The organism is Streptomyces sp. NPDC002742 (assembly GCF_042888885.1).
In the GTDB taxonomy this organism is placed as follows: domain Bacteria; phylum Actinomycetota; class Actinomycetes; order Streptomycetales; family Streptomycetaceae; genus Streptomyces.
Map to the genome: position 1 here is coordinate 349,446 of NZ_JBIAQF010000003.1, position 20,369 is coordinate 369,814.

Annotated in this window: 14 protein-coding genes and 1 pseudogene; 8 read left to right on the forward strand and 7 right to left on the reverse strand. The window is 71.8% G+C overall.

Annotation, left to right across the window (positions count from 1 at the left end):
* Nucleotides 1–266: 266 nt before the first annotated feature.
* Entirely contained in the window at nt 267–1,676 is a 1,410-nt protein-coding gene (locus tag ACFYW8_RS06835) for an APC family permease (protein WP_365870036.1), read from the forward strand.
* 52 nt (nt 1,677–1,728) lie between these two features.
* Here ACFYW8_RS06835 and ACFYW8_RS06840 read toward each other — a convergent pair whose 3' ends face one another.
* Nucleotides 1,729–2,160: a GNAT family N-acetyltransferase gene (locus ACFYW8_RS06840; RefSeq protein ID WP_389068653.1), complete on the reverse strand. Its 432-nt coding sequence runs from the start codon at nt 2,158–2,160 to the stop codon at nt 1,729–1,731.
* A gap of 116 nt (nt 2,161–2,276) precedes the next feature.
* On the opposite strand from ACFYW8_RS06840, the gene ACFYW8_RS06845 reads away from it, so the two are divergent.
* From ACFYW8_RS06845 to ACFYW8_RS06870, 6 genes are all read left to right on the forward strand, one after another.
* Entirely contained in the window at nt 2,277–4,961 is a 2,685-nt protein-coding gene (locus ACFYW8_RS06845; protein WP_389068654.1) for an alpha/beta fold hydrolase, read from the forward strand.
* Nucleotides 4,958–5,821, forward strand: coding sequence for an ABC transporter permease (locus tag ACFYW8_RS06850; RefSeq protein ID WP_365870033.1), 864 nt, complete (start codon nt 4,958–4,960; stop codon nt 5,819–5,821). The genes ACFYW8_RS06845 and ACFYW8_RS06850 overlap by 4 nt, the downstream gene beginning before the upstream one ends.
* A gap of 159 nt (nt 5,822–5,980) precedes the next feature.
* Complete coding sequence (locus tag ACFYW8_RS06855) at nt 5,981–7,600, forward strand: von Willebrand factor type A domain-containing protein (RefSeq protein WP_389068655.1); 1,620 nt, start codon at nt 5,981–5,983, stop codon at nt 7,598–7,600.
* A gap of 421 nt (nt 7,601–8,021) precedes the next feature.
* Nucleotides 8,022–9,941 carry an AMP-dependent synthetase/ligase gene (locus ACFYW8_RS06860; protein ID WP_389068656.1) on the forward strand — a complete coding sequence of 640 codons (1,920 nt, stop codon included), beginning with the start codon at nt 8,022–8,024 and terminating at the stop codon, nt 9,939–9,941.
* 552 nt (nt 9,942–10,493) lie between these two features.
* Entirely contained in the window at nt 10,494–10,685 is a 192-nt protein-coding gene (locus ACFYW8_RS06865; protein WP_389068832.1) for a chaplin, read from the forward strand.
* A gap of 106 nt (nt 10,686–10,791) precedes the next feature.
* Nucleotides 10,792–11,730 (forward strand): chaplin, encoded by a 939-nt coding sequence (locus tag ACFYW8_RS06870; protein WP_389068657.1) that lies wholly within the window; start codon nt 10,792–10,794, stop codon nt 11,728–11,730.
* A 486-nt stretch (nt 11,731–12,216) separates the two neighbouring features.
* On the opposite strand, the gene ACFYW8_RS06875 is transcribed toward ACFYW8_RS06870, so the two are convergent.
* On the reverse strand, nt 12,217–12,375 hold the full coding sequence (locus ACFYW8_RS06875) for a hypothetical protein (RefSeq protein WP_389068658.1): 159 nt from the start codon (nt 12,373–12,375) through the stop codon (nt 12,217–12,219).
* A gap of 464 nt (nt 12,376–12,839) precedes the next feature.
* Between ACFYW8_RS06875 and ACFYW8_RS06880 the strand changes: the two are divergent.
* A pseudogene (locus ACFYW8_RS06880) lies at nt 12,840–14,210 on the forward strand (glycoside hydrolase family 26 protein); the annotation flags it as partial.
* Nucleotides 14,211–14,856: 646 nt separating this feature from the next.
* Here ACFYW8_RS06880 and ACFYW8_RS06885 read toward each other — a convergent pair.
* From ACFYW8_RS06885 to ACFYW8_RS06905, 5 genes are read right to left on the reverse strand one after another with little or no spacing between them, the layout of a single operon-like run.
* Nucleotides 14,857–15,993, reverse strand: coding sequence for a GNAT family N-acetyltransferase (locus ACFYW8_RS06885; protein WP_389068659.1), 1,137 nt, complete (start codon nt 15,991–15,993; stop codon nt 14,857–14,859).
* The gene (locus tag ACFYW8_RS06890) at nt 15,990–16,646 is read right to left on the reverse strand and encodes a lipopolysaccharide biosynthesis protein (protein ID WP_365870027.1); all 657 of its coding nucleotides are present in this window, start codon (nt 16,644–16,646) and stop codon (nt 15,990–15,992) included. Before ACFYW8_RS06890 ends, ACFYW8_RS06885 begins: the two co-directional genes overlap by 4 nt.
* Before the next feature lie 16 nt (nt 16,647–16,662).
* Nucleotides 16,663–17,775, reverse strand: coding sequence for a glycosyltransferase (locus ACFYW8_RS06895; RefSeq protein WP_389068660.1), 1,113 nt, complete (start codon nt 17,773–17,775; stop codon nt 16,663–16,665).
* Nucleotides 17,772–18,536 carry a polysaccharide deacetylase family protein gene (locus ACFYW8_RS06900; RefSeq protein ID WP_389068661.1) on the reverse strand — a complete coding sequence of 255 codons (765 nt, stop codon included), beginning with the start codon at nt 18,534–18,536 and terminating at the stop codon, nt 17,772–17,774. The genes ACFYW8_RS06895 and ACFYW8_RS06900 overlap by 4 nt, the downstream gene beginning before the upstream one ends.
* The gene (locus ACFYW8_RS06905; RefSeq protein WP_389068834.1) at nt 18,520–20,265 is read right to left on the reverse strand and encodes a lipid II flippase MurJ; all 1,746 of its coding nucleotides are present in this window, start codon (nt 20,263–20,265) and stop codon (nt 18,520–18,522) included. The genes ACFYW8_RS06900 and ACFYW8_RS06905 overlap by 17 nt, the downstream gene beginning before the upstream one ends.
* Between the last annotated feature and the right edge of the window lie 104 nt (nt 20,266–20,369).

Consider the following 20,369-nt stretch of genomic DNA (forward strand, 5'->3'; position numbering starts at 1 on the left):
TACTGATCGATGTTGCCTTTGAAAGCATGGTCACAGTCGACTAGATCTTGATGATTGCAACATGATGGCGTCGCGGCCTGCGAAAGTGACGTGACGTGTGTCGCTTCGCGGTTGCGGATTCCGTAGGTAAACGGCCATTGACGCAACGGTTTCCGTCAAGGTTCCATCAGCGCGGGAGCGGACGAGAAAGAAGTACGACGCGATCCGCCGGAGGCGATATCGCTCCCGCCCGAACCTCAGATGCACGAGTCGATCGGAACCGCTTCATGACCGACACGCTCCGCCCCGTCGAGACCGCCGTCCTGGACGCCGCCCCAACGGCCACAGGGAACCCGAAGACGCTCAAGCGTTCCATCGGTGTCGTCGGCGGCACCCTGCTGACGCTGTCCTGCGTGACCCCGGCCTCGACGCTGTTCGTGGTCATACCCGACCTCTTCGGCTCACTCGGCACCGCGACCGCCCTCACGATCGCGATCGGCTCGCTGCTCTGCATCGCCGTGGCGTTCTGCTATTCGGAGCTGGGCACCCTCATCCCCAGCGCCGGCGGCGAGTACGCCATGGTCTCCACGATGGCCGGACGGCTCGCGGGCTGGCTCGTCTTCGTCATGTCGCTGCTGGTGGTCATGATCGTCCCGCCGGTGATCGCCATCGGCACAGCCGACTACCTCGCCCCGTTGGTGCACCTCGACCCGGCGATGACCGGCGCCGGAGTGATGCTGCTGGCCACCCTCGCCGGACTGCTCGACCTGCGCGCCAACGCCTGGATCACCGGCATCTTCCTGGTCCTCGAGGTCATCGCCGCCGGTCTGGTGGCCGTGCTGGGCTTCACGCACAGCCACCGCGGCCTGGGCAGCCTCACCTCCATGCAGGTCGCCGGTACCGGCGGGCACACCGACGCCGTGACGGCCATGCTCGTCATCTCCGGGCTCGCCATCGCCCTCTTCGCCACCCAGGGCTTCTCGACCGCCGTCTACCTCTCCGAGGAGCTGGAGAACCCGCGGCGCAACGTCGCCCGCACGGTGCTGGCCACCCTCGCCATCTCCACGGTCGTCATCCTGGTCCCGGTCGTCGCCATCACCATGGGCGCCTCCGACATCAAGGAGCTCACCGGCGGCGACATCAGCAGCATGGTCACGGCCTGGTCCAACTCCGCCGTCGGCACCTTCGTCAGCCTCTGCGTCGCCCTCGCGATCATCAACGCGGGCATCGTCATGGTCATCCAGAACTCGCGCGTCCTGTTCGCCTCGGCCCGTGACAAGGCGTGGCCCGAGCCGGTCAACAACGGCCTGTCCAAGCTCGGCCGGTTCGGCTCCCCCTGGGTCGCCACCCTGCTGGTGGGCGTCCCCGGCGCCGCCCTCTGCTTCGTCAACCTCGACACCCTGTACGGCGTCACGGGCGTGGCGGTGACCGCCATGTACCTGCTCGTCGCCGTCGCCGCCCTGCTCGCCCGGCGCGGCCACCACCGCCACACCCCCGCCTGGCGGATGCCGCTGTGGCCCGCGATGCCGATCCTGCTGATCGTCGTCCTCGCCTACGTCCTCACCCAGCAGGAGACGGTCTACCTGGCGTGGACGGGCGGCATCACCGCCGTCGCCACCCTCTACTGGGCCTTCTATCTGCGGCCGCGCCGCGACACCCGCTGGCTGGTGTCGATCCCGGAGGACGCGCAGGCGTAACCACGCGGTCCGCCTGCGGGGCCCGTTCCGGTCCGGCTCCGTAGCGCCGGGCCTACGCCCCCTCGCGAGAACCTCGGCCGAAGTCCCACGTCACCACCGTGCACGTCCCGTCGTCCTTGCCACCCGCACTGCGGTAGGTGGCAAGGGCGACGTCGTTCCCGGTGTCCACTCCCACCCACATCCCGTAGCAGCCGAGTTCCCCGGCCAGCGCGGCGAGTTCGCGGATCAGCGCCCGCCCGGTGCCGCGCCGCCGGAACGGCTCGGCCACCGCCAGTTCGTACAGGAACATCTCGGTGCCCTTGTCCGGGTGGACCGTCTCGACGCCGCTGATGAAGCCGACCGGGACCTCGCCCTCGTGGGCCAGGTACAGGTGATGGCCCTGGGCGTCCAGGAACCGCCGGGCCCAGTCGGGACGCACGGGACGGTCGAAGAGGTACTCGGCGGCGGTCAGTTCCCCTACGGTGGCGGCGCGGCGGATCTCCATGGGGTGTTCGTACCACGGACGCGGTACACGGGACCCGTGCCGTACTCCCGTGGGAGGGGTGCGGGTTCACCCCGGCGGCTGCCCCGGTTGTCGGTGGGCGCCCGTACCGTTGAGGCATGGATCTTCGACTGCCCCGGCCGCGCGGGCCGCGCAGGGGGCAACTCCCCGCTCGCACGACGGCGCGAGCCCGCGGGAGATGGGCTGCCGCCGCCGCGGCCGTCGTGCTGCTCGCGGGCGCGGGCACCTGGACCGCCGTCGCCTCCGACGACGCTCCCGTCGTGCACCGCGCCGACCGGGTCATGACCATGGACGGCGGAGTGCGGCTCGACACCTCGTACTTCACCGCGGGCCCGTCCTCGCGGCGCCGCCCCGCCGTCCTCCTCGCGCACGGCTTCGGCGGCAGCAAGGCGGACGTACGCGACGAGGCGGAGAAACTCGCCGGCGACGGATACGCGGTGCTGACCTGGTCGGCCCGCGGCTTCGGCAGGTCCACCGGAAAGATCGGGCTGAACGACCCCAAGGCCGAGGTCGCCGACGTCTCCCGGCTCATCGACTGGCTCGCCCGGCGCCCCGAGGTCCGGCTCGACCGGAGCGGCGACCCGCGCGTGGGCGTGGCGGGCGCCTCGTACGGCGGGGCGATCTCCCTGCTGGCCGCCGCGAACGACCCGCGCGTCGACGCCATCGCCCCGTCGATCACGTACTGGAACCTCGCGGACGCCCTGTTCCCGAACGGCGTGTTCAAGAAGCTCTGGGCCGGCATCTTCATCAACTCCGGCGGCGGCTGCGCCCGCTTCGAGCCCGAGCTGTGCGCGATGTACAACCGGGTCGCGGAGTCCGGGAAGCCGGACGCGGCGGCGACGAAGCTGCTCCAGGAGCGCAGCCCCTCCGCCGTCGGCGACCGCGTCAAGGTGCCCACCCTCATCGTGCAGGGCCAGTCCGACTCCCTCTTCACGCTCGGCCAGGCCGACGCGATGGCCGCGGCGATCAAGGCCAACGGCGCACCCGTGGACGTCGACTGGATCTCCGGCGGGCACGACGGCGGCGACATGGAGGCGGGCCGCGTCACCTCCCGGGTCACCTCCTGGTTCGACCGCTACCTGAAGGACGACAAGGGCGCCGACACCGGTCCCGCCTTCCGTGTCACCCGTACCGGAGGCATCGACTCCACCGACGGTGCCGCCCTGCTGCGCGGCGCGAGCGCCGACACCTACCCCGGACTGGACAGCGACCGGCACACCGTCGCGCTGACCGGCCGCGAGCAGGACTTCCAGAACCCGGCGGGCGCCAGTCCGCCCGCCATCTCGGCCCTGCCGGGGCTCGGCGGCGCGGGCGGCCTCGCCCAGCTCTCCACCCTCGGCGTCGGAATCTCCCTCGACTTCCCCGGCCAGTACGCCCGCTTCGAGTCCGCGCCCTTGCGGAACGGCCTGCGGATCACCGGCTCGCCGACCGTCACCTTGCACGTCCGGTCGAGCACCGACGACGCGGTCCTCTTCGGGAAGGTGTACGACGTCGGTCCGGGCGGCACCCAGCAGGTGCTGCCCTCGCAGCTCGTCACCCCGGTCCGTGTCGAGGGCGCGAAGAGCGGCAAGGACGTGTCCCTCACCCTTCCCGCCATCGACCACGACGTCCAGAAGGGCCACCGGCTGCGGCTGGTCCTCGCCTCGACCGACCTCGGTTACGCCTCCCCGGCGACCCCGGCGACGTACACCGTGTCCCTGAAGAGCGCCCTCCAGGTGCCGACGGCTCCCGCGGTGAAGACCGCCGCCTCGCCGCTGCCCGCCTGGGTGTGGTGGCTGCCCCTCGCCGGCGCGCTCGCCGCCCTGGCGCTGCTCGTGACCGGCCGCCGCCGCACGAGCGCCCCGGCACCCGATCCCGGACTGGCCGAAGTCCCGCTCCAGATCACCGGTCTGAGCAAGCGCTACGCCAGGTCGGCGGACCGGTACGCGGTACGGGAGCTGTCGTTCCGCGTGGAGAAGGGCCAGGTCCTCGGCCTGCTCGGGCCGAACGGCGCGGGCAAGACGACCACCCTGCGCATGCTCATGGGCCTCATCAAGCCCGACGAGGGCGAGATCCACGTCTTCGGGCACGCGATCCGCCCCGGCGCGCCGGTTCTCTCCCGGGTCGGCGCGTTCGTCGAGGGCGCGGGCTTCCTCCCGCACCTCTCCGGCCGCGAGAACCTGGAGCTGTACTGGCTGGCCACCGGACGGCCCCCCGCGGACGCCCACCTGGAAGAGGCCCTGGAGATCGCCGGACTCGGCGACGCCCTAGCCCGCGCGGTACGCACCTACTCCCAGGGCATGCGCCAGCGCCTCGCCATCGCCCAGGCCATGCTCGGCCTCCCGGACCTGCTGATCCTGGACGAACCGACCAACGGCCTCGACCCGCCACAGATCCGGGAGATGCGCGAGGTGATGATCCGGTACGCCGCCGCGGGCCGCACGGTCATCGTCTCCAGCCATCTCCTCGCCGAGGTCGAGCAGACCTGCACCCACCTCGTGGTCATGGACCGCGGCCGGCTCGTGCAGGCGGGCCAGGTGTCCGAGATCGTCGGCTCCGGCGACACGCTGCTCGTCGGCACCGCGTCGCCCGTCGACGAGCCGGTCGTCGAGAAGGTGGGTGCCCTGCCGGGCGTGCTCTCGGCCGTCGCGACCGAGGAAGGGCTGCTGGTCCGCCTCGACGCCGACGGCAGCGCACAACGCCTGGTCGTGGAGCTCGTACGGCTCGAAGTACCCGTAGCGGCGGTGGGCCCCCACCGACGTCTGGAAGACGCGTTCCTCACCCTGATCGGAGGCTCCGCATGAGCACGCTCCTCCAGCGGACCGAGACGGCGGACGGGTACCGGGCGCGCCGCACCCTGCCGCTGCGCGTCGAACTCGTCCGCCAGCTCAAGCGCCGCCGCACCCTGGTGATGGGGGCGGTTCTCGCGGCCCTGCCCTTCGTCCTGCTCGTCGCGTTCGCGATCGGCGGCCAACCGGGCGCGCGGAACGGCCGGATCACCCTGCTGGACACGGCCACCGCGTCCGGCGCCAACTTCGCCGCGGTGAACCTGTTCGTGTCGGCGGGCTTCCTCCTGGTGATCCCGGTCGCGCTGTTCTGCGGTGACACCATCGCCTCCGAGGCGAGCTGGTCCTCACTGCGCTATCTGCTGGCCGCCCCCGTGCCCAGAGCCCGGCTGCTGTGGTCCAAGCTCACGGTCGCGCTCGGGCTCAGTCTCGCGGCGATGGTCCTGCTGCCGGTCGTCGCACTGGCGGTGGGCACCGCCGCCTACGGCTGGGGCCCGCTGGAGATCCCCACCGGCGGCGCGCTCTCCGCGGGCACCGCAGCCCAGCGGCTGCTCGTGGTGATCGTGTACATCTTCGTGTCCCAACTGGTCACCGCGGGGCTCGCGTTCTGGCTGTCGACGAAGACGGACGCCCCGCTCGGAGCGGTCGGCGGAGCGGTCGGTCTGACGATCGTGGGCAATGTGCTGGACGCGGTCACCGCCCTCGGCCACTGGCGCGACTTCCTGCCCGCCCACTGGCAGTTCGCCTGGGCCGACGCAGTCCAGCCGACGTTGGAGTGGGGAGGGATGATCCAGGGCGCGGCGATTTCGGTAACGTACGCGCTCGTCCTGTTCGCCCTGGCCTTCCGTGGTTTCGGGCGCAAGGACATCGTGTCGTAGGTCTCCGGAAGATCACCCACCGGTCTCGGCGGGCCCCCGCCGTGGCCGCTTCGAAATCCTTCCGCAACGCATCCGAGCGCTCGTCCCGGCCCCCTCGGCCGTCACAGTCACACATGTCGGCCCACACAAGGGCCGTGCACCGAGGGGGCAAAGATGGGGATGAACCACATACGAACGGCGGCCGACACGTGCCGCCCAGACGACGGCGGGCGGACGGCGACCCGTCGGCGGATCGGCGGCTCTCTGCTCGCCCTGACGGTGGCGGGCGCGGTCCTGCTCACCGGATGCGGCGCGGGCGGCGGCAACAACTCCTCGGACGGCGCGGACAAGTCCGGCGGCCGCAACCTCCCGCTGCCCGCCCCCGTCCAGCCCACGGGCGGCACGGCCAAGGGCGACCAGCGGGGCGAGCAGTCGGACGCCCCCGAAGTCGCGCCGTCGCCCGACTACCTCTCCACCTTCGCCCTCGACGTCGACACCGCGTCGTACGGCTACGCCCGCCGCACCCTCGCGAGCGGCGGTGTCCCCGACCCCGCGACGATCCGTCCCGAGGAGTTCGTCAACAGCTTCCGCCAGGACTACGAACGCCCCGAGGGCAACGGCTTCTCGGTCACCGTCGACGGGGCCCGGACGGACGACGGACGCTGGTCCCTCGTCCGGGTCGGCCTCGCCACCCGGGCCGCCGGGAGCGAGAGCGAACGCCCGCCCGCCGCCCTCACCTTCGTCATCGACATCTCGGGTTCCATGTCCGAGCCGGGCCGTCTCGACCTGGCCCGGGAGTCGCTCGACGTCATGACGGACCGGCTGCGCGACGACGACTCGGTCGCCCTGGTCACCTTCAGCGACGAGGCCGAGACCGTGCTGCCGATGACCCGGCTCGGTGACCACCGCAACCGGGTCCACCAGGCGATCGACCGGCTGGAGCCGACCGACTCGACCAACCTCGCGGCGGGCGTGAAGGCCGGATACGCGACCGCCGTCGAGGGCCTGCGCGAGGGGGCCACCAACCGGGTCGTCCTGATCTCCGACGCTCTCGCCAACACCGGCGACACGGACGCGGACAGCATCCTCGAACGGATCTCCTCCGCCCGCCGCGAGCACGGCATCACCCTCTTCGGCGTCGGCGTCGGCAGCGACTACGGCGACGCCCTCATGGAGCGCCTCGCCGACAAGGGCGACGGCCACACGACGTACGTCTCCAGCCGCGACGAGGCCTTCACCGTCTTCTGCGACCAGCTTCCGCAGAACATCGACCTCACGGCACGCGACGCCAAGGCGCAGGTCGCCTTCGACCCCGAGACGGTCGAACAGTTCCGGCTGATCGGCTACGACAACCGCAAGGTCGCCGACAAGGACTTCCGCGACGACCGGGTGGACGGCGGCGAGGTGGGTCCCGGCCACACGGTCACCGCGCTCTACGCCGTCCGCACCCGCCCCGGCGCTTCCGGCCATCTGGCCACCGCGACCGTCCGCTGGCTCGACCCCGACTCCCGTGCCCCGCACGAGGAGTCCGGCAGCCTGGAGACCGGCTCCCTGCGGTCCGGTGTCTGGACCGCGTCCCGCTCCTTCCAGGTCACCGCCGTGGCCGCCTACTTCGCCGACGTCCTGCGCTCGGGCGATGCCCGCTGGAGCTCGCTGCCCGGTGTCCCCCCGCTCGGCGAACTCGCCTCTCGCGCCGGCGCTCTGGCGAAGGACACCGAGGACAAGGACATCGCGTCGCTCGCCACCGCCATCGGCCAGGCCGACAAGCTGCACATCTGCTCCGCGGACTGCGCGCAGTAGCCGGCCGCCGCCCGCGCGGCGGCGGCCGGCACGGTGGCAGACGCTCGCGCGACGGTGACCTTCACGGTGGCGGACGTCTGCGCGGCGGTGATCTCCACGGTGGCGGACGTCTGTGCGCGGTGACCTGCGCGGCTGCGGCCCGCCGGTCGGCCGTTCGTGCGGCGGCCGCCCGCGCGGCGGCGGTCCGTGCGGCGGCGGTCCGTGCGGCACCGGCCTGTCGGCCGGGGCCTGCGCGATGGCGGCCCGTGCGAGGTCAGCCTGCCGTTCGGCAGGCTGACCTCGGGTGCCGCTTCGAACGCCGGCGGCCACCCCTCCGGTGCGGGACCTGTTCGCCGGGTACGGATCGCGCGTGACCCATTGAATTTCTGTTACGCGCGGGTAAGTTGACTCGGCGGTAAGGACCCTGCGACCGGGAGCCGTGATGGGCGTACGCAAGGATCTGAGACGGGCGAAGCGGCAAGCGGACCTGGCGAGCCGCGGCCGGGTGGAGCTGGTCAGGGACGAGAGCGGTACGGTCCGCGAGGCGCGCACCGCCGCCCTGGCACCCACTCCCGCCACCGGCAGCACGGCCGACCTGCCGTTCACCAACGCTGCCGAGGCACCCGACGCGGTCGTGCTGCGCCGGCCGGGGAACGGCGGCTGGACACCGGTGACCGCAGCAGCCTTCGCCCACGAAGTCACCGACACGGCCAAGGGGTTGATCGCGGCGGGCCTCGAACCGGGCGGCCGGGTGGCGGTGATGTCCCGTACACGCTACGAATGGACGGTCCTCGACTTCGCCGTCTGGGCGGCCGGCGGCCGGACCGTCCCGGTCTACGCGACCTCCTCCGCCGAACAGGTGGACTGGATCGTCCGGGACTCGGGCGCCCGCTTCGTGATCGTCGAGAATCCCGCGAACGCGGAGACCGTCTCCACCGGCGTCGCCCGCCACCCCGAACCCCCGCGCGTCTGGCAGCTGGACGCGGGTGCCCTCGCCGAACTCGCCGACCTGGGGCGGGACATCACCGACGAGGAGGTCGCCGAGCGGCGCGCCGCGCTCACTCCCGAGACCGTCGCGACGATCTGCTACACCTCCGGCACCACCGGCCGGCCCAAGGGCTGCGTCCTCACCCACGCCAACCTGTACGCCGAGGCCGCCAACACCGTCGAACTGCTGCACCCCGTCTTCCAGCAGGTCACCGGTCGGACCGCTTCGACGATCCTCTTCCTCCCGCTCGCCCACATCATGGGCCGAACCCTCCAGATCGCCTGCCTGATGGCCCGCATCGAGCTGGGCCACTGTCCGAGCATCAAGCCGGACGAACTCCGGCCCGCGCTGAGGGAGTTCCGGCCGACCTTCCTGGTCGGTGTCCCGTACCTCTTCGAGAAGATCCACGCCACGGGGCGCGCGACCGCCGAGAAGATGGGCCGCGCCGCCTCCTTCGACCGCGCCCACCGCGTCGGCGTGCGCTTCGGGGAGGCGTACCTGAACCGGTTCCTCGGCACGGGCAAGGGTCCCGGGCCCGGCCTGTACGCGGCCTGGGCGCTGTACGACCTGCTGGTCTACCGCCGTATCCGCAAGGAACTCGGCGGCCGTGCCCACTACGCCATCAGCGGCGGCTCCCCGCTCGACCGCGACCTCAACCTCTTCTTCCACGCCGCCGGAATCATCGTCTACGAGGGCTACGGCCTGACCGAGACGACCGCCGCCGCCACCGTCGTCCCGCCGCTCGGGCCCCGCCCGGGAACGGTCGGCCTGCCGGTCCCGGGCACCGCAGTCCGTATCGCCGACGACGGAGAGGTGCTGATCAAGGGGGGTGTCGTCTTCGACGCCTACTGGAACAACCCGGCTGCGACCGATGCCGTGCTGACCGAGGGCTGGTTCGCCACCGGCGATCTCGGCGCCCTGGACCAGGACGGCTATCTCACGATCACCGGCCGCAAGAAGGACATCCTCATCACCACGGGCGGCAAGAACGTCTCGCCCGCCGTCCTGGAGGACCGGCTGCGCGGCCGCGCGCCCGTCGGACAGTGCCTCGTCGTCGGCGACAACCGCCCGTTCGTGGCGGCCCTGATCACCCTCGACGCCGAGGCGGTCGCCCACTGGCTCGCCGTTCGCGGACTTCCCGCGGACACCGCGCTGTCGGAGGTCGTCGGTGACCCCAGGATGCGAGCCGATGTCCAGAAGGCCGTGGACCACGCGAACCAAGCGGTCTCCCGGGCCGAGTCCATTCGCGCGTTCGCCTTGGTGGAAGGCGAGTTCGCCGAGGACAACGGCCTGCTCACCCCGTCCCTGAAGGTGCGGCGGCACGCGGTGACGGCGGCGTACGCGGCCGAGATCGAGGCGCTGTACCGGAGCTGAGCGCCCCGGCACCGCACGGTGGGGGGACCCTGGCACCGGACGCCGAGAAGACCCCCGCACCCGACCGCGAGCAGGCACTCGCGGTGGACACGGGAACAGCGGGCCGCTCCGAGGAGCGACCCGCTGTCCGTGGTGCCGAAGGGGTTCAGCTGTGCCGGCCGCAGTTGACCCTCCGTCCGGGGCCCGGACCGCACGTCGTCCTTTCAGGCGGGGCGGCGGTCCGGGCCCCGGTGCGTGTTCTCGTAGTACATATGAATTCTGTTTCCGTCGAGTTGGCTTTCCCGCCCCGGGCGAAACGCTCCATCAGGAGGAGTTTTTCGCCTGTTGCGCAGCTTCCGGTGCCGAATTCGTGCAGGGCGATTCGAGTGAATTCCCAATCGGCGTACGCTCCGCAGTTTCCTCGGTCGGCTGTCCCTCGTTTGCAGCCTGCAGGTCATGGTGCGAGCCGATCAGGTTGCGCTCGCTCGGTTTCGGCCGACAAAGGGGCATGACTCGGAGAAGGGGAAGCGCGTGAAGCACAAGAAGGGCGCTGCTGTCGTCGTCGGCGCGATCATGGCTCTGGGCCTGGGTGCCCCGGCCTTCGCGGATTCGGGTGCGGAGGCCGCCGCCGTCCACTCTCCCGGTGTCCTCTCCGGCAACGTGATCCAGATCCCCGTCCACATCCCCGTCAACGTGTGCGGCAACTCGATCGACGTGATCGCCCTGTTGAACCCGGCGATCGGCAACCACTGCGCCAACCACTGACGTTTCGGCACTTCAGCCGCCTCCGGCTGTGCAACGGCCGGCCTCGGACCGCCTCTCGGCTCTCAAGGCCGGCTTCCTCACTTCTACCAGCAGGAAGACAACAAGAGTGCGACAGAACCTGAGTAGGGGAGTGGTCCTGGCCGCGGCTGCGACGGGCATCATGTCCCTGTACGCCAGTCCGGCCTTCGCGGACTCGACCGCGACCGCGACCGTTTCGGACTCACCCGGCGTGTTGTCGGGAAACAACGTCCAGGTTCCGGTGAACGTGCCGCTGAACGTCTGCGGCAACACGGTCGACGTGGTCGCCGCCCTCAATCCGGCGTTCGACAACTCCTGTGCCAACGGGTCGAGTTCGCACGGCCGGCACATCGCGCCGCAGCGCGCCGCCCAGCACGAGGCCAGTTCCGTACACGGCTCGGGCCCGGCCGGCGCCTACAGCGGCGCCGACCACTCGGGCGGCGGCTACCGTGGCTACGACGGTGAACACGGTGGCTACGGCGGTCACGGCGGTGAACACGCCGCCGGCTACGGCGACTCGGGATACGGCCACTCCGGATACGGGGACTCGGGGTACGGCGACTCGAGCGCGCACCACAGCGGTTGGAGCGGCTCCTCGTCGTACGGCGCCACGCACGGTTCGCCCGGTGTCCTGTCGGGTGACCAGACCGCGGCTCCGGTGGACGTCCCGGTCGAGCTCTGCGGCAACAGCGCGGACGTGATCGGTCTGCTGAACCCCGTGTTCGGCAACGAATGCGGCCATCACCACGCGCCGGAGGGCCACGCGACGACCCCGCACCACTGCACTCCGCCGTCGACCCCTCCGCACACGCCCCCGCGGACGGTCCACGAGCACCCGCCGACCCGGACTCCGCACACGCCTCTCGTGCACACCCCGCCCAGGACGGTGCACCAGCGGCACACCCCGCCCGCGACGATGGCGGAGACCGGCAGTGAGGGACTGCTCGCCAACACGGCGGCCAGTGCCGCCCTGCTGGTCGGCGGCGCCCTGCTGTACCGGCGGAGCCGGGCCATGTCCCGTCCGTGACGCTCCGCTCCGGGTGCCGGACGCGTCCCCGCGCCGGCGCCCGGAGCTCTCCGCGCGCCCGTCCTGTGCGCCGCCGGAGTCGGCGCCCGGCGCCTGCCGACGGCGTTCCCCGGGCGCCGGAATCCGTCCGGCGCCCGGCCCCGTGCGCAGCCGCCGTCGTACACCGTGCACCAGCGTGTCTGCGATGAAGCCGACGCCCTGCACGAAACGCATGCCGGACCGAATCCGGAGGCGGTGATCAGGCCCGCCATGAAGAGCCCCGGCACCGACGACTCGAAGACCCGGCCGGTCTCCGGGGAACCGTCGGGCACCGCCGCGACACGGGCGCGCAGCTCGCCCGGGCCCGCCCCGTTCTCGGAGAGCCGGAACTCAGCTGCGCAGAACCCTCCCCCCGGGATCAGGCAGGGGCGGCTCCGCTTGGCCATGAGCGACAGCCCGAGTTGCCAGGCCGCCGCGGCCGCCTGCGCCGGCTCTGCGGAATCAGCGTCACCGGGTGCGGAACGCGCCCACGCTCTCGCGGAGGGTGGCCGGTCCGGCCTTGTCTACGACGCGTTCGGCGAGGGCGCCGGACTGCCGCGACAGCGGGTACCCGGCGGCGAGTTCCTCACCCGGACGGCTCACCGACAGGGCGTTCGCGTCATCCATCGGGACCAGTAGGGCAGGCCGGGAAACCCGGGCGGCCACTCGGCGCAATACCGCGGCGAAGTCCGCGACGGACGAACCGGGCGGGGACGGAGTGTGCGTCTCGCTCACAAAGCGCGATCTGCGTACGGGACTTCCCGCGGGGCCGGCGACGAGATGCAGTTCCGCACCGGCTCTGCCGGATGAGCGTACGACTGCCAGTGTTCCGTGGTGAAAGGGATTCCGGTCGATGCGCGGCAGGACGGCGGGAACCCTGTTGTCGAGGTTCGGAACGGACTGTCCTTCGGATCGGGAACACGGTCGGCCGGAAATCGGGCGGGGCGGGCACGGCGACCGCCGGATCACCCTTGCGAGTGATCATCAGGATTGGAGGCCGGAACCCCGGTTGGCTGAATAGACATTCATATGACTGAGTGTCAGTAATCGGAAAGGGAAATCCGAGGATCAAGAGGGAGAGAGGAGCAGGCATGGCCCCACAGCAGCAGCGGCCCCGGAGCGGAAGACTGGCGTTCATCGCGGCCGGCATCGTCACGTCGGTGGCCCTTGCGTCCGGACCGGCATACGCCGTGGGCGCCGGGGCGGTGCGGGTCGGTGACCCGCCGGCTCCGTCACCCACACCCACGGCTGCGACACCGCCCGCGAACTCCTCTGCCACCGGCGGCGTTCCGACTCCGACTCCGACTCCGACTCCGACTCCGACTCCGACTCCGACTCCGACTCCGACTCGGACTCCGACTCCGACCCCGAGCGCTATCCGGCCGTCGGGGTCGGTGCCCACAGGACCGACCACGGCCGTCGCCGCACCCGCACGGTCCGTCGTGACCGGGGCGAAGCCCGTGCCGTCCGTCAAGCAGGCTCCCGGCGAGCCGCCCGCCTTCGGCGCCTACCTCGACTACGGCACCGGGGGTATCGCCCGCATCGAGCAGCTCAGCCGGTGGCTGGGCGGTACCGAACTGCGGGTCGGGCACACGTATCTGCCCGGCGACCGCTGGAGCAACATCGAGGGTGCGCCCGGATTCCTGGACGCCTGGGCGGACTGGCGCCTCCGACGGGACGACCGGATGCTCGTCCTCAACGTCCCGATGATGGAGCAGAACGAGGAGGGGCTTTCCGACGGTCAGGTCCGCCTGTTGCTGCGTGATGCCGAGGCCGGAGCCTTTGACCACCATTTCCGCGCGCTCGCCGAGCGGCTCGTCGAGCTGAAGGTGCCCGACACCGTCATCGTGCTCGGCTGGGAAATGAACGGCATGACGTACACCCATCGCTGTGGCCCCGACCCGGAAGCCTGGAAGAGGTACTGGAACAGAATCGTCACCGCCATGCGGGCGGTGCCGGGACAGAAGTTCCGGTTCGACTTCGCCCCGAGCCGCGGCCGGGACGAAATTCCCTGGACCCAGTGCTATCCGGGGGACGACACGGTCGACATCATCGGCATGGATGCGTACGACCAGCCGTCGGGGCTCTCGTTCGACGAGCAGGTGAAGGAGCCGTACGGGCTTCAGGAGCAGGTGGATTTCGCGAAGGCCCACGGCAAGTCCATCTCCTATCCCGAGTGGGGTCTTTACCGCAACGGCGACAACGCGGCGTACATGAAGGACATGCTCGCGTGGATCGACGAGCACAAGCCGCTGTACAACACGCTCACCGACTACTGCCCGCACGGCGTGTGGCAGTGCGAGGACAATCCACTGGCGTCCCAGGCCTACCGTGCCGCGCTGTCACACTTCACGGACCTGACGACGACCGTCCCGGAGCCGGACCTGACGACGACCGTCCCGGAGCCGGACGCGACGACGACCGTCCCGGAGCCGGACGCGACGACGACCGTCCCGGAGCCGGACCTGACGACGACCGTCCCGGAGCCGGACCTGACGACGACGTCCGACCCGGATGCGACGCCGACGTCCGACCCGGTTTCGACGCCGACCCCGACGCCCGAGCCAACTTCCACTCCTGAGCCGGTTTCGACGCCGACTCCTGAGCCGGTTTCGACCCCGACACCCGAACCAGCGTCGACCCCGACACCCGAACCGGCTTCGACGCCCATGCCGACCCCGACCCCGACCCAGACCTCAGCGCCCAAGCCGGCCTCTACGCCGACGCCCGAGCCCGCTTCGACGCCTACCTCTACGCCCAAGCCCTCTCCGACCCCGACGTCCGAGCCGGCCCCGGCCAAAACCCCGACGTCGGAGTCGGCTTCAGCTTCGACTCCGACTCCGACGACTCCGACTCCGACTCCGACGCCCAAGCCGGCCCCGGCACGTGAGCCGGTCCCGACTGCCGAGCCGGCCCCGGCGCATGAGCCGGCCTCGAATGCGACGCCTGATCAGGAGCCGGACACATCCATGGCCCCGGCCACCTGTTCGTCGCTGGAGCTCGGTGACTGGGTGGAGTACTGGATCGGCGGGAAGGTGTGCATGCCCGTCGACCTGTCGAGCGACTGGTGGTCGCTCGACTGGTGACACCCCGGTGGCGGCGGGTCGTTCATGGCCTGCCGCCACCGCGCTCACCGCGCTCCTTCCACCTCCGCAACAACTCCTTGCCCCGTCGGCGCGCGGCGACGTCGCAGACGACCGCCGACATCAGCGGCGCCGTAGTCCGGCGGGCGAGGAGGAGCCGCTGGTTGACGACGGTATCCGGGCGCCAGTGGTGCTTGTAGGGCTCGTCGCCGCGCAGCAGGCTCAGCGTCCCGCGGCCGCCCGCCTCGGTGTGCCGGGAGCAGGCGTCGAGCAGTATCACCGCCACGTCCGCCTTGCGTTCACGCAGCTGAGGATGGGCGCCGTACAGATAGCCGCCCGCCAGGCGCCGCGACAGCAGGGTGAGGTCCACGGCCATCACGGTGCCGTCGAGCCGGAACTCGGTGACCACCGCGTCCCCGGACCGGACCATCGGGCCCACCGAGCGGACCAGATGCTCCGAGAACCGCTCAAGGAGGTGCTCGGACGTCACCTTCCGGCCCACCCACTGCAACCGGTGCAGTTCGAGCAGCCTGCCGAGGGCCGCGTCCACCTCGTGGTGGGCCACCACCCGCTGTTCGACCCCGAGCGCGGTGAGTTTGCGCAGCTTGGCCCGGACCCGCTGGGCCTTGGCCGAGGGGAGGCGTTCCACCAGCTCGTCCATCGAGGTGGCGGGCAGTTCCAGACACAGGGAGTCCTGGAGCCGGCGGCGCGGCCCGTGCCAGTGCTCGTAGATCCGCTCCACCGCGCCGCCGGGGCGGACCTCGCGGAAGTCGATCAGCGCGGTGCGGGCCGCGGCCGACAGGCCCTCGGTGAGTGTCGCCACCGTCCGGTCGGCGTGCTCGTCGTCGAGCAGCACGTCCGCGTAGTCCGAGATCGCCCCGCCGAGCGGCACGAGCATCGGCAGTGGACGGCGGGCCCGCATCAGGGGCGCGGCCGCGAGCAGTTCGTCGCCCTCGCGCACGACCACCAGACGCAGTCGGCCCGGCGTCCCGTACGACAGCCACCAGGAGTGCAGCCAGGCGTGACTCTGGAACGCGGTGGCGGCGCCGCACCGGCGGTACAGGCGCCCCCAGGCCGCCTCCAGTCGGCCGAACTCCAGCTCGTCGGTGACGAGTTCGGCGCGTGCGGTGCTCCGTACACCGGTGTGGAGCGCCCCGCTCACAGCTGGCCGTGTACGTCGGCGGCGGTGGCCGGGCTCGGCACCGAGGCCGGCCGGGCGGTGTCGCCGGACCGCCGGGGACGGACCAGCAGCACGAGGCCGCCGATGAGTCCGCCCGCGCTCGCGCCGACCAGACCTGTCACTGTCGGGGACGCCGAGGACGCCGAGGTCGGCTTCATCGCGCGGGAGAACGACAGGAGTTCGACGTGGGTGCTCTTCTGGCTCGCGTTGGCGTGCTGCGTCAGCGAGCGGGTGACGGCGTTGGCCATGTCGGCGGCCCGGTCCGGTCGCGAGGAGGTGGCCGAGACGGCGACCATCGGCGCGTCCGGGGAGGTCGCCGTCCGCACGCTCGCCTCCAGGGTCTTCACCGGCACACCGGCCCACACCTGCGCGTCCCCGAGCACCGCGAGCTGCGTGGCGACCCGGCCGTACGCCTGGGCGAAGCCGAGCGCGGCCGACGGATCACCCTTGTCCGTCGGTGCGGCGATGACGTAACTCGTGGCCGTGTAGGTCGGGGTCTTCACCATGCCGTACGCGCCGCCGAGCACGCCGCCGAGCACGGCGCCGGCCGCGAGCAGCGACCACGGCGGCATGGTCCTCGCCCGGGAAAGGGCCGAACCCGAGGGGCGGTGGCCCCTGGTGAGGTTTTCGGACATGTGGAACTCTCTCCAGTCAGGTGCGCGAGACAGCGGCCGCGTACACGTCCATGAGCTGTGCGGCGCTGCGGGTGATGCAGTAGTGATGGGCCGCCTCCGCGGCCGAGCGGGGGGCGGGACCCTCGGCGCGGACGCCGGTCAGGGCACGGGCGAAGGAGTCCGCGCCGCCCCGGACCCGGGTGGCACCGCGGGCCGCCTCGGGCGGCAGGTCCTCGACGGCCGGGCAGGAGACATAGAGCGTCGGCAGTCCGGCCGCGAGCGCCTCCACGACGGCCAGCCCGAACGTCTCCTCGGGGCTGGGTGAGGCGAGGACGTCCATGGCGCCTATCAGCGACGGCAGATCGGCGCCGGGAAGGCCGCCGGTGGGCCGCGCGCCGGTGAACAGGACCCGGTCCGCGACCCCGGCGTCGTGCGCGGCCCGCCGCAGCACGCTCTCCTCCGTGCCGCCGCCGACCAGCAACAGCCAGCAGTCGCCGGGCAGTTCGGCCAGGGCGCGGATCAGGACGTCGAACCGTTTGCCCGCCGCGAGTCGGCCGACGCCGCCGACGACGTACGCGCCCTCCGGCAGCCCGAGCCGGCGGCGGGTGTGCTCGCGCTGCACCGGGTCGAAGCGGAAGCGGGCGAGGTCGACGCCGTTCGGCACGATCTCGATGCGGGGCCCGGGCACGCCCCAGCGACGCAGTCGTTCGGCGACCGTGGGCGAGACGGCGACGGTGGCGCGGCCGAGCCGCTCACTGGCCAGATACAGGGCGCGTACGCCCGGACTGAGCCGGCGGCCCTCCATCTGCGAGTCGCCGAGCGAGTGCTCGGTGGCCACGACGGCCCTCACCCCGGCCAGCCGGGCGGCGAGCCTTCCGTACACGCAGGCCCGGTAGAGGTGGGTGTGCACGAGGTCGTAGCGGCCCGCGCGGATCAGCTTCACCAGACGGGGGAGCGCACCGAGGTCGCGGTTGCCGGTCATACCGAGATGGATGACGCGCACACCGTCGTCGGCGAGCCCGTCGGCGACCGCGCCCGGGTCGGTGAGCGTGACGACGTCGCATTCGACGGGCAGATGCCGTAGCAGCAGCCGCAGTTGCTGCTCGGCGCCGCCGACGCCGAGACCGGTGATGATGTGCAGGGCCCTCATCGGCCCACCTCGACCGGGCGGCGGCGCAGGCGGTGCAGCTTGTGCTTCAGGAACAGGCGTACGGGGGTGTCGTTCTCGCCGATGTGCACGCGGGGGAGGGCGTACGGGCCGGTCAGCGGGCCGGGGTCGATGGCGCAGCCGTAGCTGTACCCGGCCTCGCGGACGGCGTCGACGACCCGGCGGTCGATGGTCCCGTACGGGTAGCAGAAGCCGCCGACGGGAGCACCGATCAACTCCGAGAGCACCGCTCTGCTTTCCGTGACCTCGGCGTGCAGTACGGCGTCGTCGGCCTTCGTCAGATCGACATGGGTGAGTCCGTGTGAGCCGACCTCCATGCCCTCGGAGGCGGCGGCGAGCCGGATGCCCTGCTTGCTCAGCAGCGGTTTGCGGGGACCCGGCGAATCCCAGGCGTTGTCGCCGCCGAGCCGGCCGGGCAGCACGAAGAGGGTGGCGCCGAAGCCGTGGCGCCGCAGCAGAGGGAGGGCGGTCACGACGAAGTCGGCGTACCCGTCGTCGAAGGTGAGGCCCACCAGATCGTGCCCCTGGCCGCGGGCGCGGGCCGCGAGCAGGTCCGTCATGCGCACCCCGCGCAGACCATGCCGACGCAGCCAGCCCAACTGCTGGTCGAGTCGGTCCGGGGAGACCGTGATGCGGTACGGGTCGTCGGAACAGTCTCCGACCGAGTGGTACATCGCCACCCAGGGCGGTGCGTCGAGGGAGCTCGTGCCGGTACGTCTGCTGCTGTCAGCGGAAACGGGCATACGGAACCCTTCGTTTGACGGAACGGAGTGCGGATGCGAATCCCTCGACCCGGAAGGCCCAGGCCAGCAGGGCGAAGACGACGGTCACAACCGTGCCGCCGACGACGAGTCCGAGCAGCGGGGAGTCCACGCGGCTCGCGCACAGGCCACCGGCCGCCGCGGCGACCAGCGCGGCCCGCAGCGGTTTGCCGATCTCGGTCACCACCTTGAAGGTGCGGATCGGCACACTGCGCGGTCCCATGCCGTACAGCAGGAGCAGGGCGCTGAGGGTGATGCCGGTCGCGTTGGCGGCGGCGATCCCGCACACCCCCCAGGGACCGACGGCCAGCACGCCGATCCAGCAGGTCGCGACGATCCCGGCGGTCATCGCGAACAGCGGGTACCAGGTGGGCCGCCCCGAGGAGAAGTACGAGCGCACCAGCGCGCCGACCAGGGTGTGGCCCAGCAGCCCGAGGGCGTACACACGCATGACCGCCGCCGTCGCCGCCGTGTCCTGGGCGGTGAACGCGCCTCGCTGGAAAAGCAGTTGGATGATCTGCGGGGCGCACGCGATGACCGCCGCCGCGCCGAGGAGCACCGTGCAGGAGACGAGCGTCAGATCGCGCTCCACCCGGTCGCGGGCCCGCTCGGTGTCGCCCTCGGCGATGGCCTGCGCGACCACCGGGAAGGTGACCGTGCACAGCATCAGCGACAGCACCATCGGCATCTGCGCCACCTTCTGGGCGTAGTTCAGATGCGAGATGGCCCCGGCGGGCAGCGACGAGGCCAGGAAGCGTTCGACGAGGACCTGGGACTGCCGGCACAGCGCGAAGAGCAGGACCGTGCCGACGAGGGTCAGATCCATCGGACGGGCCGGCTCACCGCCAGGTGCCTCGCCCGCCGTCTCCCCGCGCCGCAGTTGCCCCCACAACGAGGGTCCCTGCGCCACCACCATCAGTGCCCCGCCGACCGCGACACCGAGAGCCGCCGACCGCACGCCCCAGCGGGCGCTGAGGACGAACATCGCCGCGATGATCCCGGCGTTGTACGCCACGTAGATCGCCGCCGGCGCCACGAAGCGGCGGTGCGCCCGCAGGGCCGCGCTGCAGTACCCGGCGAGCCCGAAGGAGAACACACAGGTCGCGGTCAGCCGGGTGCAGTCCACCGCGAGCCGGGGATCGGGCAGACCGGGCGCGAGCGCCTCGACCAGGTACGGTGCCCCCGCGATCAACAGCGCCCCGACGGCCGCGAAGGCGAGCGCCAGCCGGGGCAGGGTGGCGGCGACCAGGGCGCGTACGGGATCACCGCCCGCCCCCTGCGCTCGCCGCGTCACGGCCACGCTGAACGCCGGGATCAGCACGAAGGCCAGCCCGTCCTCGATCAGCAGCGTCGCGGCGAACTCCGGCAGCGTCCACGCGACGAGGAACGCGTCCGTGTCCGACCCGGCCCCGAACAGGTGTGCCAGCGCCTGATCCCGGCCGAGACCCAGCACGGCTCCGGCGATCGAGAGGGCGATGGTGACGAGGGCGGCCTTTGCCAGGAACCGGCTGGAGGCCGGCCCGGCCCGGCCCTGACGCTCCCGGAGGCCGGCGGGCCGTGCGGCGTCGGGGGTCGCTGGGCCCGGGGGAGCCCCATCGAGGGTCCCACCGGGAGTCCCGGTGGGAGAGCCGGGCGGCGGTCCGGTGGGTGAATCGGTGGGAGAGCCGGTGGGTGAACCGGAGGTCCGGGCAGGGGGCAGGGGGAGGGCGATCTCGGCACCGGCCCCCGTACCCGCGCCGATGCCAGTGGCCGTCCCTGTTCCGGCCGTTGCCCCTGTTCCGGCCGTTGTCCCCGCGCCGGCCCCTGCCCCCGTGT